Origin of the sequence: Phaeodactylibacter luteus (assembly GCF_007993045.1) — a bacterium.
GTDB lineage: Bacteria > Bacteroidota > Bacteroidia > Chitinophagales > Saprospiraceae > Phaeodactylibacter > Phaeodactylibacter luteus.
Map to the genome: position 1 here is coordinate 45,353 of NZ_VOOR01000009.1, position 17,109 is coordinate 62,461.

12 protein-coding genes are annotated in these 17,109 nt (G+C 55.5%); 3 read left to right on the forward strand and 9 right to left on the reverse strand.

Going from position 1 to position 17,109, the window contains the following annotated elements:
• Positions 1-38: 38 nt before the first annotated feature.
• From FRY97_RS06150 to FRY97_RS06160, 3 genes are all read right to left on the reverse strand, one after another.
• The gene (locus tag FRY97_RS06150; protein ID WP_170254525.1) at positions 39-1,313 is read right to left on the reverse strand and encodes an HlyD family secretion protein; all 1,275 of its coding nucleotides are present in this window, start codon (positions 1,311-1,313) and stop codon (positions 39-41) included.
• A complete protein-coding gene (locus FRY97_RS06155) occupies positions 1,303-3,495 on the reverse strand; it encodes a peptidase domain-containing ABC transporter (RefSeq protein ID WP_147166568.1) in 2,193 nt (730 codons plus the stop codon). The genes FRY97_RS06150 and FRY97_RS06155 overlap by 11 nt, the downstream gene beginning before the upstream one ends.
• Before the next feature lie 198 nt (positions 3,496-3,693).
• Complete coding sequence (locus FRY97_RS06160) at positions 3,694-4,314, reverse strand: head GIN domain-containing protein (protein WP_147166569.1); 621 nt, start codon at positions 4,312-4,314, stop codon at positions 3,694-3,696.
• 638 nt (positions 4,315-4,952) lie between these two features.
• Here FRY97_RS06160 and serC point away from each other — a divergent pair.
• Positions 4,953-6,032 carry a 3-phosphoserine/phosphohydroxythreonine transaminase gene (serC, locus tag FRY97_RS06165; RefSeq protein WP_147166570.1) on the forward strand — a complete coding sequence of 360 codons (1,080 nt, stop codon included), beginning with the start codon at positions 4,953-4,955 and terminating at the stop codon, positions 6,030-6,032.
• A 174-nt stretch (positions 6,033-6,206) separates the two neighbouring features.
• On the opposite strand, the gene FRY97_RS06170 is transcribed toward serC, so the two are convergent.
• The gene (locus FRY97_RS06170; RefSeq protein ID WP_147166571.1) at positions 6,207-6,611 is read right to left on the reverse strand and encodes a hypothetical protein; all 405 of its coding nucleotides are present in this window, start codon (positions 6,609-6,611) and stop codon (positions 6,207-6,209) included.
• Between the two features lie 75 nt (positions 6,612-6,686).
• Positions 6,687-8,789, reverse strand: a complete 2,103-nt coding sequence (gene recG, locus FRY97_RS06175) for an ATP-dependent DNA helicase RecG (RefSeq protein WP_147166572.1) — start codon at positions 8,787-8,789, stop codon at positions 6,687-6,689.
• A gap of 196 nt (positions 8,790-8,985) precedes the next feature.
• Here recG and rbfA point away from each other — a divergent pair, with 196 nt between their 5' ends.
• Complete coding sequence (gene rbfA / locus FRY97_RS06180; protein ID WP_147166573.1) at positions 8,986-9,393, forward strand: 30S ribosome-binding factor RbfA; 408 nt, start codon at positions 8,986-8,988, stop codon at positions 9,391-9,393.
• An 11-nt stretch (positions 9,394-9,404) separates the two neighbouring features.
• On the opposite strand, the gene FRY97_RS06185 is transcribed toward rbfA, so the two are convergent.
• The 4 genes from FRY97_RS06185 to FRY97_RS06200 all read right to left on the reverse strand — a co-directional run bounded on the left by FRY97_RS06185 (position 9,405) and on the right by FRY97_RS06200 (position 16,136).
• Positions 9,405-9,905: a GbsR/MarR family transcriptional regulator gene (locus tag FRY97_RS06185; protein ID WP_147166574.1), complete on the reverse strand. Its 501-nt coding sequence runs from the start codon at positions 9,903-9,905 to the stop codon at positions 9,405-9,407.
• A gap of 132 nt (positions 9,906-10,037) precedes the next feature.
• Entirely contained in the window at positions 10,038-11,153 is a 1,116-nt protein-coding gene (gcvT, locus tag FRY97_RS06190) for a glycine cleavage system aminomethyltransferase GcvT (RefSeq protein ID WP_147166575.1), read from the reverse strand.
• Between the two features lie 32 nt (positions 11,154-11,185).
• Entirely contained in the window at positions 11,186-13,198 is a 2,013-nt protein-coding gene (locus FRY97_RS06195; RefSeq protein ID WP_147166576.1) for a peptidylprolyl isomerase, read from the reverse strand.
• Between the two features lie 376 nt (positions 13,199-13,574).
• Positions 13,575-16,136: a transglycosylase domain-containing protein gene (locus tag FRY97_RS06200; protein WP_147166577.1), complete on the reverse strand. Its 2,562-nt coding sequence runs from the start codon at positions 16,134-16,136 to the stop codon at positions 13,575-13,577.
• 155 nt (positions 16,137-16,291) lie between these two features.
• Between FRY97_RS06200 and FRY97_RS06205 the strand changes: the two genes are divergently transcribed.
• Positions 16,292-17,098, forward strand: coding sequence for a TlpA family protein disulfide reductase (locus FRY97_RS06205; RefSeq protein ID WP_147166578.1), 807 nt, complete (start codon positions 16,292-16,294; stop codon positions 17,096-17,098).
• The last annotated feature ends 11 nt before the right edge of the window (positions 17,099-17,109 follow it).

Here is a 17,109-nt window from a genome sequence, read left to right on the forward strand (position 1 = left end):
TTCCAAGCCAGCACTTAGAGATGCTATGCTAGCATCTCTTAATGCCCGGCCAGCATCCACAGCTGCCCAGCTAAGCGCTGCAGCAGTGAACGGTCTGCCGTACGGATACGGGCAAGTGCAGGCGTACCGGGCTTGATGCTGAGCGTATCACCATATACCGTAACCCATGGGCATTCCACGATCAGGCTCAAGGGCCATTGGCTTTCTTCGGCTACTTGCCCGATGCTCGACACCGTGGCTTGCAGCGCGCCAAACTCAGCTTCAGGATAGCCTGGCAACGAAAGGCGGGCGGGCTGCCCTGGCCTGACCTTCCCGAGCCCTTTGGCAGAGAGGAACCCTGCTGCATGGCATCCCTGCTGCGGTTCATCTGGGACAAGGGCTAGCATTGCCCCCCCAGCTGGAATGTAAACGCCGTCCTGTAGCTGCCTGCGCAGCTGCACACGCCCTGAGACCGGCGCTTCCCCTACCGCAGCAGAGCGCCAAGTTGCATAGGCAGATTTTAGCTGGGCGAGGGACAAGCTGAGCTCGCTTTCCCGTTCCCGCAGCTGTTGACGCCCCTGCTCACGGAGGATGATCTGCTCACGGCGTAAGCGCTGCAGCTCCCGGTTGTTGCCTTGCTGGGCCAAGGCCACCTGGCGCAAAGCTTCCATAGCCCTCAGCCAAGCCACCTCCGCCCGATCTACTTCCAATTGGCTGATGCCCCCACCTGCCAAAAGCGTTTTTGCCCGCTCCCAGTCTACTTCCGCCAGAGCAGCTTCCCGCTCCAAGCTAAAAGCCTGCGCTGTAAAAACACTATCAAGCTGCTCCTGTGCCCGCTGCTGAACGGCCAAGCTTGCCAGTTGCTGGCTTATGGCACTAAGGTGAGTTTCATCTTCAAGAGCCAGCCTGGCCTGTAGGTAGGCAGCCCATGGCGCTTCCAGTATGCCAAGGCCTTCAAGGCTCGGCAACGACCCGGCTGCACCGCCAGCAAGCCAAGCTTCAAGCTCCTCCGCAGCGGCCCCGCTCATGCTTCCTTTTCTGCTGAACAGCCACTCTCCTTCCGCTACTTGTTGCCCATCCTCCACCCATAGCGCTACAACGCCGGAGAAAGGGGCACGGACTTCAATCGGGAGCCCCCCTTCCCAGAGCAACACCTCGGCTTCCACCACATCCGGGTAGCGGATTACTGCCGCCAGGGCAATCAGCAGGGCAAGGGCAACTCCTGCCGCAACCATGCCCCAGCGGAGCGCCCAGCCCGGCGGCCGGCCCAGCATCTGCCGTACCAAGAGCGGAACGCTCTCGCCTTCTGGCCCCGTATGTCCTTTATTCTCCAAGTTCAAGCTGGTTTCTGATAAGCTGGAAATAGGCGCCCCGGGCATTTATCAATGCGGCATGACTGCCCTGCTCCACAATTTGCCCTTTCTCAAGCACGACAATCTGATCGGCTTGCCGGACGGTGCTCAGGCGATGGGCGATGACTACCGTAGTCCTCCCAGATTGGAACGCTGCCAAGTTCCGGTTGATGATCCGTTCTGTGTTGGCATCCAAGGCATTCGTTGCTTCATCAAGAAACAAATAATCTGGGGATTTATAAACTGCGCGGGCCAGCAATAGGCGCTGCCGCTGCCCCTGACTGATGCCGCTGCCCTGCCCGCCTACTTTGGTCTGCAGCCCTAGCGGGAGATCTTGCAAGTCCTCTTCAAGCCCTGCCATCCGTATTGCTTTTTCCAGCTGATGAGGATCTGGGGCGGTGCTGCTCTCTGCTATATTGTTCGCCAAGGTATCTGAAAAGACAAAGCCATCTTGCAATACCGCCCCGCACCGGCTCCGCCACGCTGCTTTATCCAATTGTGCGAGCGGCTGCCCACCAACAAAAATCTGCCCCTGCTCTGGCTCATAAAACGACAAAAGCAGTTTTAGGAGAGTGGTTTTCCCGCTCCCGCTGCGCCCAACAATAGCCGTTACCTTGCCGGCAGGGATGGCCAGACTGACCTCCCGAAGGGCTAATGGGCTAAGGGCAGAATAGCGGAAGCTGACCCCCTCCAGTTTGATGGCCTGCGCCCCTGCGCGGAGGGGCAGGCCCGGGGAAGCCGATTGTTCTGGTGCAGCGTGATGTACATCTGCCAAGCGGGCGAAGCTAAGCTTTGCATCCTGCCATTGGCGGGCAAAGGATACTAGCCTGCTCAGCGGCAGATTGGCTTGCCCCAGAATAAATTGCACCGCTAGCATCATGCCCAGTGTGATCTGCCCCTCAATGACGAGCTGTGCGCTCAGCACGGTGATCAAGATATCCTTCAGCTGACTGATCACTGCAGCGCCATTATCTTGCGCCTCTTCAATATTCAGCGCCTTCAGGTTGGCCCTGAACAGCTGGGCTTGTACCTCCATCCACTGCCAGCGCCGCTTCTGCCCGCTGCCCTGCAGTTTAATTTCTGCCATGCCCTGAATGATTTCGATAAGGCGGTTTTGGCTGTTGGCCCCTTCGCGGAAGCGCATATGGTCCACTGCACGGCGCCTCCCTAAGAAAAGGGCGACCCACCCCAGATAAGCAGTACTGCTCAGCAAAAAAACCAAAAACAACCCCACGTGATAAAAGGCCAAGATCCCCCCGAAGACCAACAAACTGAATACCGAAAACAAAAAGCTGAGGGAAGATTGTGCCAAAAACTGCTCTATCCTGCGGTGGTCGCCTATGCGCTGCAGCAGATCGCCCGTCTGCCGGGTATCCAGGAAGGAAAGCGGCAAAGACAGCAACCGCTGCAGAAAGTCGGCAATCAAAGAGACGTTGACCCGGGTGCCCAGGTGCAATAGTATGCGGTTTTGCAGGATACGGATTGTGGCCCGCCCGGCAAACAAGGACAGCTGTGCCAGGAGGGCCAAGCGGATGAAGCCCAAATCTGCATTCCGGATGCCAATATCGACAATAGCCTGAGTCAGCAAAGGGAAAGCCAGCTGAACAATACTGGCCAGCAGCAGCCCTAGTGCCAACTGCCCAATATAATGACGGTAGGGGCGGAGGTGAGCCCAAAGGTAGCGCGCACTGCCCTCCCCTCCGGGCTGTGGCGGCTCCTGTTCGTAAAAAGCGGGCTGTGGCTCCAGCAATAGGGCGATCCCAGACGCCCCCTTCTGCTCATAAGCATTTAGGAAGTCAGCCTTGCTCAAACGCCGCAAGCCCAAGGCCGGATCTGCAATACGTACCGTATTGCGCCCAATCTGATAGACCACTACGAAGTGCCGCTGCTCCCAGTGCACGATAAGCGGCAAGGGGGCATCTTCCAAGCCGGGCTGCTCTGCAGCACCGGTTAGGGGCAGCAAGGCCGGCAAGGCCTGAAACCCCATTTTCTCTGCAGCATATACCAGCCCTTGCAAGGCGCTGCCCTCTCGGTCAACCCCCGTTTGCTCGCGCAGATATGGCAGTGGATATGCCTTGCCATAGTGGCGCGCGACCATCCGCAGGCAGGCCGGGCCACAGTCCATGGCATCGTGCTGGGCATCAAAGGGGAAACGCTTGGGCATGGGCAGTCACATCGTTGTCGGACAGCTAAAATGCATAATCTGCCGTTACCCGGCAAATCCGATTGGCAGGATAATTGGAAAGGGCGATGGCCTCTTCCTGCTATCAGGCAAAAACCACAGCTGCCGCTAGGCCCCGAAATGCGAGCAGCCCGGCAGGGGGTAAGGCCTGCCGGGCTACTCGTCTTGGCGCACTTAAGCTTATTCCATGCGGCGGACATCCCCGCTGCCTACGATGCTTTTTTCTAAACGGGGGTTGCCTTTGTAACGGACATCGCCGCTACCGGCTATGCTCACTTCTAGCCGTTCGGCATTGCCAAGTTTCACATCGCCGCTGCCGGCAATGCTCACTTCACAGGCTTGCATATCCAGCCCGGAGGCATCCACGTCGCCACTGCCGGCTACGCTGATTTCCACTTTGTTGGCTTTGCCTTGGATGTTGATGTCGCCGGAGCCCCCAATAGCCAGCTCCAGGCGATCCAGGTTATTGAAGCCGGGCTCTACTGTCACATTGCCTGAGCCGCCAATGGAAATGGCTTTCAGGCTCGGCATGCTGACCCGGACCACAACGCCCCGGCCTCGCCAGTTCCTTACCTTTTTTTTGAGCCCAATGCCCAAGGTCTCCCCATCTGCGGTGATGGCGACCTCTTTTACCGCATCTTCTGGCCCCTCCACTTCGTAACTATGAGGGCCCTGTGTGATAATGACATCTGCGGAAATGGCCAGCGCGACTGCCGAAAAGGTTTTGCCCTGGCTCTGTGCACAGGCCTGGTAGGCAAAGGTAGTGGCCATAAGCAGGCCAAGAAGAGTAAGCTTTTTCATGATTGGTTGGTTTTTAGTGCCTGTTTGGAGCGGTTTAGCCACGAAAATCAAAAGTTTATGCACGCTTGCTGTGCCTGCGAAGCCACTACATTTGAGCTGAGCGGGCTAAATAGAAAACCAGTGAGGAGGCCAGGCTCATAAAACGTTGATTTGCAAGATTAACGAGCTCCAAACATGCTTTTAATGATACATTGGCATTGATGGGCCGGGGCATTGCAGGGTTATAGTACGCTGGCCTAGCGCATCGAGCCTATTTTGTTGTCCGGCAGGGTGCTCCCCCCCGGGCTTAACAGCAAAGATGGCATTTGTGGGCAAAGGTTGCTTGGGCGCGGGCCAAAATATCGCAAGCTTATGGCACTCGGATCGCACCGGACTAGCGCTGCGCAGGGGCGGCAGGCCTGATAAGGCCGAGCGGATAGCGAGCCCCGTAGCATAGCGGCACCTGCTGTATGGCAGCAGGTGCAGGCCCCATCACATTGTGCAGGGGCATCTGTTTGGCGCCGGGTTGCTTTCTTTGGCCTTGAAATTCGGCTTGCACATTTTTTTTAGCTTAAAAAGGCCGTACGATGGCTGCCCCCCTGCTGCAATAAAACATTCAAAATGCTACATTTGCCCTTAAGGACATAATACCCGATACCATGAAGAAACACAATTTCAGTGCAGGCCCGGCCATTTTGCCGCAGCCCGTTTTTGAACAGGCAGCAGAAGCTGTACGGGATTTTAACGGCATGGGCTTATCGCTTTTGGAAATATCCCACCGCAGCCCACAGTTCACTGCAGTACTAGATGAGGCACAGGTGCTGGTGCGCGATCTGCTTGGGCTGAGCGACGCCTATGAGGTTCTTTTCCTGCAAGGCGGTGCCAGCTCACAGTTTTTCATGACCGCTATGAACTTGCTGGACGAGAAGGGCAAAGGCGGCTATGTGGATACCGGCAGCTGGTCGGCCAAAGCCATCAAAGAAGCACAGGCCTTCGGGCCAGTAGAAGTGGTCGCCTCGTCCAAGGCCTCCAATTACAACGCCATCCCCAAGGGCTATCCTATCCCTGATGGGCTTACTTACCTCCACATCACGACCAACAATACTATTTTCGGAACGCAGTACAAGGCCCTGCCAGAAACAGCAACCCGGTTGGTAGCGGACATGTCTTCCGACATTTTCAGCAAGCCGGTAGATACGGAGCGCTTTGACCTGATCTATGCCGGGGCACAGAAGAATATGGGCCCGGCTGGGGTCACCTTGGTCATTGTCCGCAAGGATGCGCTTGGCAAGGTGGGCCGTCATATCCCAACTATGCTCGACTACCGGACCCACATCAAGAAGGGCTCTTCTTTCAACACCCCGCCGGTATTCCCGATCTATGTGAGCATGCTCACCCTGCGCTGGGTAAAAGCCAACGGGGGGCTGAAGGCCATGCAGGCCCGCAATGAAGCCAAAGCCAAGCTGATGTACGAGGCCATAGACAGCAACCCTTTATTTGATGGGACGGTGGCTGCGGCAGAAGACCGCTCTGTCATGAATGCTACGTTCAACCTCATCGAAGGGCGGGAAGACTTGTTTGCCCCTTTCTTGGAGCTGTGCGAAGAGGCGGGCTGTTCTGGTGTAAAAGGGCACCGCTCTGTTGGCGGTTTCCGGGCTTCTCTGTACAATGCGATGGACTTAGAAAGCGTGCAAGTATTGGCGGACGTCATGCATGCCTTTACAGAAAAGTACGCCTGACGGGGGCCTGCCCCCGGCTGAACGTACAACTACCAAGGGCCCCTGCCCGGTATAGCTGAGCAGGGGCGTTTGGTGCAAAGACAACGGGCTGCCAGCCCTTTAAAGCTGCAGCCCGGTCGGCAATAGCGTTCTATGAAAAAATTAGGTTTGCCAGCAGCTTGTGTGCGTGGCGAATTAGTACAGATACCTTAGCAAGAGCTGATCGTTGGTCACTTCAGCTACTTCCCGGAGCTGATCATAGCCATTTTGCGAAAGCTTGATGGTGAGCGGCATATCGCTGACCTGCTCCCAGGTGCCATCGTACCAACCTGTGTAGGAAGGCGGCGTACCGCACCAGCTCCATTGGAACACCCGGTAGGTGCCATCCGCTCGCAGCTCTATCATCTGGCTTTTCTCCATCACGTCCAGGCCCTCATCATTGGGCACGCGCAAGTAGGCTTGGGTGTCGGTAGCAGGGTGGCCGTCGAACTTCCAGTAGCCCAGCAGCGGAGAATCTGCATAGGCTTCGCTCTTTTCGCAACTAAAAGCTAGGGTGCTCATCAGCAGTACGGCCAGACCGAATAACAGTCGGGTATTCATAGGCTTATGTTTTTTGGTTTATGCTGGTAAGGTAGACCCCCGTGCGGGGCAAAAAGGTTGGGTAGGCAGCAAAAATCAGGAGATCCGGCTCCAGCCTTTGAGTTTGCGGCCATGTTTTTCGAGGTGCCACTTAGCCGGGTGGTGCTCAGGGCGTTCCAGCTGAGGGTCATCATCCAGTATGCGGGCAGCCACTTCGCGGGCCGTCTGCAAAATGCGCCCATCGCGGGCGAGGTCAGCAATTTTGAAATTGAGGATGCCACTTTGCTGTGTACCTTCAATATTGCCAGGCCCGCGCAGTTTGAGGTCGGCTTCAGCAATTTCGAAGCCGTTGTTGGTGCGCACCATAGTGCTGATGCGTTCTTTGCTCTCCTTGCTCAGTTTGAAGCTAGACATGAGTATGCAATACGACTGTTCTGCCCCCCGTCCGACCCGGCCCCGCAGCTGATGCAATTGGGAGAGCCCAAAGCGCTCGGTGTTCTCGATGACCATAACGGAAGCATTGGGCACATTCACACCGACCTCGATGACGGTAGTGGCTACCATGATCTGGGTTTTGCCGGAAACAAAGCGCTGCATTTCATAGTCCTTATCGTCTGGCTTCATGCGCCCGTGCACAATGCTGATCTGGTAATCGGGGGGCGGGAATTCGCGCTGCAGGGCCTCGTACCCGTCCTGCAAGTTTTGCAAGTCTAGTGTTTCGGACTCTTCAATGAGCGGGTAGACGACATAGACCTGCCGCCCTTTCGCAATTTCTTCCCGCATAAAGCCAATGACCCGCATCCGGTTATTTTCGTTTTTGTGCAAGGTCTTGATTTCTTTTCGGCCCGGCGGCAGCTCGTCGATGACAGAAACGTCGAGGTCTCCGTAGAGGGTCATGGCCAGGGTACGGGGGATGGGCGTAGCTGTCATGACCAAGATATGAGGCGGGCAAGGAGAGGCTTTGCGCCACAGCCTCGCCCGCTGTGCTACGCCAAAGCGGTGCTGCTCATCGGTAATGGCCAGCCCGAGGTTTTGAAAGACCACGGGGTCTTCCAGGATGGCGTGTGTGCCGATGAGGAAATGCACCTCCCCGGCTGCCAAGCGTTGGAGCAGGGCCTTGCGCTTCTTACCTTTTACACTGCCCGAGAGGAAGCCTACCTCTACGTCCATGCCTTCCAAGTAAGCGGAAATGGAGTGATAGTGCTGTTGTGCCAAGATTTCAGTTGGCGCCAGCAGGCAAGCCTGGTAGCCGTTGTCCAGGGCAAGCAGCATGGTCATCAGGCCGACAATGGTTTTGCCGCTGCCGACATCGCCCTGCAGAAGGCGGTTCATTTGCACCGCCCGGCCCAAGTCCCGACGGATTTCGCGGAGCACTCGCTTTTGGGCATGGGTGAGCTCAAAAGGCAGTTTTTCCTCATAAAACTTCATAAAGTACTCCCCTACTGTCCCAAAGCGGTACCCTTTGATGGCATCTCTGCGGCGGCGGATCTGCAACAGGCGCAGCTGCAGGAAGAAGAGCTCTTCAAATTTAAGGCGGTTGCGGGCGAGCTGCAGTTCTGCCTCCGACCTTGGGAAGTGGATAATCCGAAGGGCTTCGTAGCGGGAAGGGAAACGGAATTTTTGGACCAGGTAGGGCGGAAGGTTTTCGGCTAGGTCTTGTGGGTTGAGCTTTTCGAAAAGGCCGGCCATGATGCGGCGGCGGTTGCGGGCATCAAGCCCTTTGGTATTCAATTTTTCGGTACTAGGGTAGACCGGGGCGAAAGCCACCGCTTTTTTTTGCTGTTCTGCTGCAGCCTCCTCCATTTCTGGGTGCGGGATGCTCAGCTTGTCGCGAAAGGCATTGACCCTACCATAAATCACATACGGCTTCCCGACTTCCAGCTGTTTTTCGAGCCAGCTCACACCAGAAAACCAGACCAGGTCTATGGCGCCGGTTTCATCTCTAAAACGGGCAGTCAAGCGCTTTTTGCGCCCTTCCCCCACCGTTACGAGCCGCCTCAGGGTACCTTTCAGCTGCACTTCCCCGCTGTCCTCCCTCAGCTCGTTAATGCGGTGGAACTGCGTCTTGTCAATATAGCGATGAGGGAACTGTTGCAGCAGGTCACCTACGGTAAAAATGCTGAGCTCCTTATTGAGCAGTTCGGCCCGCTTGGGGCCAACGCCTTTGAGGTATGATATGTCAGACTCCAGAAAATTCATAGCTGCCTTCAAAAGTAGAAAGAATAGCGCGGTGTTGAAACCCTCCTGCTCACAAATTGTTGGAATCTTGGAAACATATGAATGCCCCCTTAAGCTGCTGCCAGAATAAGCGTTGACATACCCACTGAATAATCGTATCTTTGGCGCCCCAAATGAAAAGGCAAGCCGCAGCAGCAGCTAAAATGAAAAGAAATTTATGGAGACGAAAAGACAATTACAAGTTGCAGAACTCATCAAGCGCAATTTCGGGCTTGTCCTTCAAAACGAAGGCAGCTACGTATATGGCCCGGAGCCTTTGGTAACTGTCACCCAAGTCAAAATATCTCCGGATTTCAGCAGTGCCAAAATCTACCTCAGTGTTTACAATACAGAGGATAAGCAGTCTGTCATCCTACAAATGGACAATGAGATGGCACGGCTCAAGCAAGCCCTCTCCCACCGCATCCGCAAGCACATCCGCCGCATCCCGGAAATAGCATTTTATATGGATGATACACTAGATGAGATGTACCGGCTGAACCAATTGTTCGACAAGCTGTACGAAGAGGGGCACATCCGGGAAGAAGGGGAGGAAGAAGAGGGCGAAGGCCCTGCTGAAGCATAAGGCGGCTGCCCCTACTTGATCATTTTCATAAAGGTACCTACGAACCAATTGGAATCTGCTTTGACCAGGGTGTCCAAGGTAGAATCCGCTTTAGAGGAGAAAAGCTTGATTTCACGGATAATCTCTGTGAACTCGCGAGCTTCTTTACTGTTGCCCTCAATGCTGGAGATTTCGTCCAATACGCGGAGCATAGGCTCGAGTTCCCGCTTCTTGCGCTGCACGATGATGCTTTTGACGACCTCCCACATATCTTTTTCTGCTACAAAGTACTCCCGGCGCTCTCCGGTTTTGAGCTCTTTATAAGCCAGCCCCCAGTCTATCAGCGCCCGGATGTTCATATTGGCATTGCCCCGGCTGATTTTGAGCTCTTCCATCACTTCCTCTGCGCTCAAAGCTTCTGGAGAAATCAGCAAAAGAGCGTGTATTTGAGCCATTGTTCGGTTGATCCCCCAGCTTGATCCCAGGGCTCCCCACGATTGTAAGAACTTCTCTTTGCCTTCTTCGAGTGTCATTTGCTACTAATTTCGCCGGTAGATTCGGTACGTCCGGATGTATTACAATGAGTAAGTGCGCACTTTTGTTTAGAAATGGCATGGGCCAGGCTAGAAAAATCACCGCTTGCCTGGCCCGAGCTCCAAAGAAAATCAAGCGCCAGGCTTGTAGAAAGGCGCCTTGGCCACGGTTGCTTTGAGCTGCTTTTTCCCAGCCTGTACCCATAGCGTAGTGCCGGGGGCATGTGCGCCGTTGGCGACATAGCCCATACCAATGGGGTAGCCCAAAGATGGGGATAGAGTGCCGGAGGTCACTACACCGATCTCCTCCCCAGCCTCGTCCAAAATAGCATAGCCATGGCGGGGCACGCGGCGCTCATCGGGCAAAACAAACCCACACAGCTTTCGGCTCACCCCCTCTTCGCGCTGTTTGGCAAACACCTCGCGGCTGATGAAAGGCCCTTTCTTGGTCTTGGTGATCCACCCCAGCCCAGCTTCTATTGGGGAGGTCGTGTCATCGATGTCATTGCCGTAAAGGCAAAAACCCATTTCCAGGCGGAGCGTGTCGCGAGCTCCCAGCCCGATAGGCTTTATGCCAAAAGCGGCTCCTGCCTCCATCACAGCATGCCACAACGCCTTAGCCTGATCTGAGCGCACATACAGTTCAAAGCCTCCTGCGCCAGTGTAGCCCGTAGCGGAGATGAGCACATTATCTATACCTGCGAAAGTACCTTTGGCAAAGGTGTAATACTTCATGCCAGCCAGGTCTACCTCCGTCAGGGGCTGCATCACTCCGATAGCCTTGGGGCCTTGCACGGCGAGCAAAGCCGTATCGCCAGAAATATCGATCATAGCAGTATCGAAGGTATTCTGGGATTGGATCCAGGCCCAGTCCTTTTCTATATTAGAAGCGTTCACGACCATCATAAAGGCCATTTCGCCTGCTGCGCACATATCCTCGGGCAATCGGTACACCAGGCAGTCGTCTACAATCCCCCCTTTATCGTTGGGGATACAAGAATACTGCGCATCCCCGATAGCCAGCTTGGCTGCGTTGTTGGAAGTGACATGCTGAACGAGGTCTAGCGCTTGCCGGCCACGGATGATGAACTCCCCCATATGGGAAACGTCAAAAACGCCAATCCCGCTGCGGACTTGGTGGTGCTCTTCTTTGATGCCCTCATAAGAAATGGGCATATTGTATCCGGCAAATTCAGCCATACGAGCGCCCAGCTCTTGGTGTACGGCGGTAAGTGGTGTGGTCTTCATGGTAGTTGGTTGGTCAGGTTTCCAGGCCAGGGCTACTTTGCCAAGGCTACTTTATTAATGCGGTCGCCGATCTGCAGCTCGTGCACGATGTCCATACCGGCGGTAACGCGCGCAAAGATAGTATATTCTCCGTCGAGATGAGGAGTAGGCGAATGGGTGATAAAAAACTGCGTGCATTCGGTATCGTTGCCAGCAGAAGCCATCCCTACATACCCTTGCGCATCGTAGTGCAGCTCGGGCAGCTCGGAGCGGATGCTGTAATCGAGGCTGCCATAGCCATCGCCTCTTGGGCAGCCGCCCTGCACGACAAAATTAGGGACGACCCGGTGGAAGGTCTTTTCGTTATAGAAGCCCTGCCTGGCCAGGCCAATAAAATTAGCCACAGTGCCGGGCGCAAACTCAGGCAGCATTTCCAGGCTGATATTGCCCTTGTTGGTTTCCAGCACGACTTCCCGGGCGGGGTTCAGCCCATTCAGCATCGCCCAATCAATAGGGTGGTTATAAACTGGCTTGCGCGGTTGTGGCCGGCCTTCCCCTTTCAAGAAAGCGATAGTATGCGCCAGTTCGTTGTAGGTTTCTATTTCCTTAGGCAGCTCTAGGCGGGCCAGCGCCTGCTGTGGGATATCGAGGTTGGAGATGAGGGCATCGAAGTTCAGGTTTTCATTGCGCAGGGCAACGGCGGCCACAGCGATCATCCCCGGGTCGCCAGCTTGAAGCACTTCCAAGTACATGCCAAGGAGCTCCCGGCGCACAGACCGGTAGCCAGAACCAAAAAACGCCCGGAAATCTGCACGCCCGCTGATGGCCGCAAGGGCTTCCATTGTGGCGGTACGCACCACAGGGGAAGAAGACTGCGCCCCTTGCTGATAAATGTAGCGGAAGTTCCAGCCAAATTCTGCCAGCGCCCTCAATGCAGCTGCTTTTTCATATACTGAGGCCGTGCCCTGCAGCCATTGACGCAGCTCAGCATTGATGGCATCACGGGTGTTCACCGCATAGGCCGGAAGATGGCGGTTGGCTGCCCGGTACAAACCCAACTGCACCATAGCCGGCAGGGAGTCTTTCGCCCATTGCCAGTAGCTGCTCGCATCCCGGGCAATGCCGTTCTCCAAGAAATATCCGGCTGCCCTAACCGCTTCCTGCTCTTGTGCACTGCTCAGCGCCCGCTGCACATCTAGTTGTACCGAATCATAAGGGTAATTGGCATAGGCTGCCAGGACATTACAGCGCACCCGATAATCGGGGTCGCTGCCCCTCAATTTCAGAAGAGCAGGCAGCGCTTCCTCACTCAGGGTCTTGCCCAAAGCAGTAGCCAGGGCCATACGCACATCCGCTTCCGGCTCCTGAGCGATTGCGCCAGACAACTGCCCACCCGCACCGGTCAGGTCTATGCCGGGCGCCCGCTGCAGATAGTGGGCAGCTTGTAAGCGCACCTCGGTGGGGTACACTTTTGAGCAAGCCAGCTGCAGCATGCGTGCTGTGCCTTCCGGAACGACTTTCCCCCTAAGGGCAAACTGATAAACCCCACGGGCCTGGCCCAACAACAAAAGCGTATCTGTCGCCTGATAAGTGCTTATGGTAGCCAGCGCCTTTAGCTCTTCCTCTCCCCCGCACTTGCCTACCGCCTCCAAAATAGCAGCATTGGAAAAGGCAAAAACGCCAGCCGTATCTGTGCGCTCAAAGGCTTGCAGAAGAGGCCGCGCCCCGCGCTCATCCCCCGTTTGGCCAATAGCGTATGCCGCTGCTGCACGGACCCGCACGACGGGGTCCCTCAACAGCAGCTGAAGGCTGTCTATGCCGGAGCCATCACGGATAGAAGCAAAAGCACGGGCTGCCAGGTAACGCCAAGAAGGGTCTTCATCCCGGAAAAAAACATAAAGGCTATCAGCCTCCTTACGGTCTTGAAAATCTACGACCCGCTGAAACACAGGCGACCGGGCGTCCAGAGAAATTTCCGTCTTCACCTCATCGGAAGGAGGGATGCAACCCTGTGCCAACACGAGAGCACCCAAAAAAAATAGCAGATAGGTCGGTAGTCGGTTCATGCGTCTTGGTTGTTGATGGTGCGGCCCATACCAGCCATACCGGTACGAAGCCAAATACGAACAAAGACAAGCTGGACCTTACCAACCGGCGCCAATCAGCTTGTCGTTTTTTAGGCCTGCCCCTGCCGCAAGGAGGGGGGCTGCCCCTGCCTGCGGGCAGGTGCCGCTACGCTTCGGGGCTCGCTATCCGCTCGGCCCTATCGGGCTTGCCACCCCTGCGCATCGCTAGCCCAATGCCGGCCTAAAAGCCGGCAAGCGATACCTGGGCCGATCAGTGCTCCCAGCTTCTGGGCTCAAACGGCCCTCCTTGTATTTTGCAAGACAGGCAAGCAAACACGCAAGCCCCTGCCCCGCCTTGCTGAGCTTTTTCCACGCCCTACCTAAAATCCTCGCCAAACAAGTCTTCCGAGAAGCCTTCGTTCTCGAACTCCTCGTTCTCTTCCTCATCTTCAGGAAGCTGATTGCGCAGGTATTCGCTGCAGTCCATTTCTATCCCGATGTCACCGCTTGGGCGGTAGAAACGGGCTGTGGGGTCATAATCGATAGAATCCCGCTTTTCGAGCTCCTGCAAGAACATTTTGAAAAAAGGCTTTGCCATTTTTGAGCCCTGCCCATACTGTATGGAGCGGAAGCGGATCCAACGGTCCTCGCCCCCTACCCAGGTGCCAACCACCAAAGAAGGGGTAATGCCCATGAACCAGCCGTCCACGTAGTCGTTGGTCGTCCCCGTCTTCCCGCCAACCTCGCTCTTGACGTTGTACACACCGGCGGAGTACTTCAGCATCTCCACCATTACATGATTCGCATTGGGGTTGATGGCGACATTTTCTTCGGGTATACCCTCATAGAGCTTCTTGCCGTCCTTATCTTCTATGCGCTCGATAAAGTAAGGCTTATTAAAAATACCGTTGTTGGCAAAAGTGGTATAGGCGCCAGTCATCTCCATATTGGTGAGGTCTGTGGCCCCCAGGCAGATAGAAGGCTGACGAGGCACGCGGTAACGCCCATTCGGATAACGGGCAGAGCTGTCAATGCCCATTTGGTTGACAAGCCCGCGCACCGGCTCGGTATCTCCAAGCTGCTTCATCAGGTGTACAGAGACGGTGTTTTTGGACTGCTTCAGCCCTTCTTTCAGCGTAAAGAGCTGGCCGGAGTACTTCCCATCTGAGTTGCGGGGCGTCCATTCCTTGAGCAGGTTGAAATTGCCATCGCCCGGTGTGATGGTCTGCGGCAGGTCGTACACTTGGTAACATGGCGAAAAGCCTTGCTGCGCAATCGCGGTAGCATAAACAAAAGGCTTGAAGGTAGAGCCCACCTGCCGGCTAGTGCGGTTGTGGTCGTACTTGAAGTACTTGAAGCCAACGCCGCCTACCCATACTTTCACCTGCCCGGTCACCGGGTCTACGGCCAGTATGCCCGTTTGCAAAATCATACGGTGGTACTTGATCGAATCCAGGGGGGTCATCACCGTATCCGTTTCCATCCTATCGTTGTAAGCAAAGACCTTCATATCCACTTCCGTGGAAAAAGCTTTGTCCACCGCTTTCTGCAGTGCCGCCCACTGTTTTTTCAGCTTAGGGAAATGCGGGCTGCGCTTCACCTTGCGGTATTGTGCGGCCAAGGCCGTACTGATGAGGTTGCGCTCCACCAGGCCCGCGATAGTCGTCCCATCTTCTTCATCGGCTATGATGCGCTCCACCTCCCGGTCGTCTGCATGAAAGACCAGCTCGACGTCTTCGTTGATATTGGCCAGTACACCGTCGAGGTACTGTGCCCGCAGAGACTGATAGCGGTCTGACTGCCTCAGCAGATCCTGAAGGCCCGCTTTGCGGATGCTCACCGGCACTTCATGCTCGGAGGAGGTAGTGTATTCCCAGGGGTCTTTGTTCACTACGCCCCAAGTCTCCCAAAAGCGGCCTTGCACCTGCGACATATGCTTCTTCATGACCGTTTCAGCTATGCGCTGCATTTCGGGGTCGATGGTGGTATAAATGCGCAGCCCGTCCCGGTAAATATCATAATTGCTGCCATCCGCCTTCCGGATATTCTCGCTGGCCAGCAAGCGCTTGACATCCTTAGCCAGCTCCATACGGAAGTAAGGAGCGATGCCATCTACATGCGACTGCCGGGTATACCGGAGGTTGAGCGGCCTTTGCCGTAGAGTATCATAAGCTTCTGCTGTGATCAGCTCGTTTTTCTCCATTTGCTTCAGCACCACCATCCTCCGGTGCAAGACGGTATCGGCCCGCCTCAGCGGGTCAAAGAGAGAAGGGTTTTTCAGCATCCCGATGAGCATGGCCGCTTCGTCTACCGACAGCTCGTCCTGTTCTTTATCAAAATAAATTTCAGAAGCAGCCTTGATGCCATAAGCCCCATTGATGAAGTTGAACTTATTGAGGTACATCGCAATGATCTCCTCCTTAGTGTACCTTTTTTCTAAGCGTACAGCGATGATCCATTCTTTGAGCTTTTGTAAGCCCCGCTCCCAGATGTTGCGGGAGACCTGTTCGGTAAAGAGCAGCTTGGCCAGCTGCTGTGTGATGGTCGAGCCGCCGCCTGAGCTGCGCTGCCCGAGCAATACCGTTTTGACCGCTATCCGGCCCAAGGCTTCAAAATCGATACCGCTGTGGTCATAAAAACGTTCGTCTTCGGTAGCGATCAGCGCATTGACCAAATTGGGGGAGAGCTGATCGAAGGTGACCGGCACCCGGTTTTCGGTATAATAGCGGCCGATGACTTCCCCATTGCTGCCGATGACAAGGGAAGCCTCCTCGCTTTTGGGGTTTTCCAGCTGCTGCACAGAGGGCAGGTCGGTAAACGACAAGCCAATGAAAACCAAGCAAATACCAAGCAGCACTGCGCCTGCAGCCAGCCACATCCACTTGGCAATCTGCCGATAGATAGCTTCTTTATCGTTACGCCCCGTTTGTTGTTTCATAAGCAGGTTTCGGTTACGGTATCAAAAGTAGTGAATTATTGGGGTTTGGAACAAGGGATGCCCCTACAAGGTACTACAGAGGTAGTAACGTTAAAATAATTACGGCTCATGCCTTTACCACATGGAAAACGCAGATTCTTAGCTATATTTCGGCTATGAGAACCTGCACCCTCATTTTTATCATCATCAGCATTGGCAGCTGTGCCCCTAGAGCACAGCAAACTGCGGCTTTGGCCCTGCCCCAACAGCTTGCCGCCTGGGCCGAAGCCTTCCCTCCTCCCCAAGAGGCCGGCGGCATACGCCCTTTTTTCGACTTTGTAGACGCTCAGCTGGCAGACACCCTCGCCTCCTTACAATACCGGGCAGCGCTCCTGAAGCTCATCCTTGAGCAAGAGGCAGGCTGGGAAGCCTACAGCCGGGCGGTCACTCCGGGGGAAATCGCAATGATCGACTTTCAGCTGGGGAAGGCCAACCCCTACCGGGGCCAATATGAAGCCCCCCTGCAGCGGTTTTATGAGACCCGGCAGCTCGCCAAGGCTTTTGATTTTACGGCCCTGAATACGGCAGGGGATACCGTGCGCATCAGCGACTTTGGGGCGCATGTCCTTTATCTGGACACCTGGGCGTCTTGGTGCCCGCCCTGCATGCAGCAGCTGCCTTATCTGCACGAGCTGGCTGAAGCTTATGCCGATCAGCCCGGTTTCCTAATCGTCACCCTCTCGTTCGACCGCTCCCTAAAAGCCTGGCGCAAAGCGCTGTCCCGGCAACCGGCCCACCCCAATATCGTGCCCCTCTTCATACCGGGCGGCATGAGTTCGGATTACAGCGACTTGTACGCTGTATCAGCCCTGCCCGACTATGCACTGCTCGGGCGCCGCCTCCGAGTTATCGATATGGAGGCTGGCAAGCCTGGCAGCAGCCACCTCCGCGAGCAGATCAATCAGGCACTGCGGGAACCCTAGCCCGGCCATTG

Bases quoted from the DNA above. Each gene is read 5' to 3' on its own strand.
- FRY97_RS06200 (WP_147166577.1), bottom strand. From the start codon at position 16,136: ATGAAACAACAAACGGGGCGTAACGATAAAGAAGCTATCTATCGGCAG.
- gcvT (WP_147166575.1), bottom strand. From the start codon at position 11,153: ATGAAGACCACACCACTTACCGCCGTACACCAAGAGCTGGGCGCTCGT.
- FRY97_RS06185 (WP_147166574.1), bottom strand. From the start codon at position 9,905: ATGACACTCGAAGAAGGCAAAGAGAAGTTCTTACAATCGTGGGGAGCC.
- FRY97_RS06160 (WP_147166569.1), bottom strand. From the start codon at position 4,314: ATGAAAAAGCTTACTCTTCTTGGCCTGCTTATGGCCACTACCTTTGCC.
- rbfA (WP_147166573.1), top strand. From the start codon at position 8,986: ATGGAGACGAAAAGACAATTACAAGTTGCAGAACTCATCAAGCGCAAT.
- FRY97_RS06155 (WP_147166568.1), bottom strand. From the start codon at position 3,495: ATGCCCAAGCGTTTCCCCTTTGATGCCCAGCACGATGCCATGGACTGT.
- FRY97_RS06195 (WP_147166576.1), bottom strand. From the start codon at position 13,198: ATGAACCGACTACCGACCTATCTGCTATTTTTTTTGGGTGCTCTCGTG.
- FRY97_RS06170 (WP_147166571.1), bottom strand. From the start codon at position 6,611: ATGAATACCCGACTGTTATTCGGTCTGGCCGTACTGCTGATGAGCACC.
- FRY97_RS06205 (WP_147166578.1), top strand. From the start codon at position 16,292: ATGAGAACCTGCACCCTCATTTTTATCATCATCAGCATTGGCAGCTGT.
- recG (WP_147166572.1), bottom strand. From the start codon at position 8,789: ATGAATTTTCTGGAGTCTGACATATCATACCTCAAAGGCGTTGGCCCC.
- serC (WP_147166570.1), top strand. From the start codon at position 4,953: ATGAAGAAACACAATTTCAGTGCAGGCCCGGCCATTTTGCCGCAGCCC.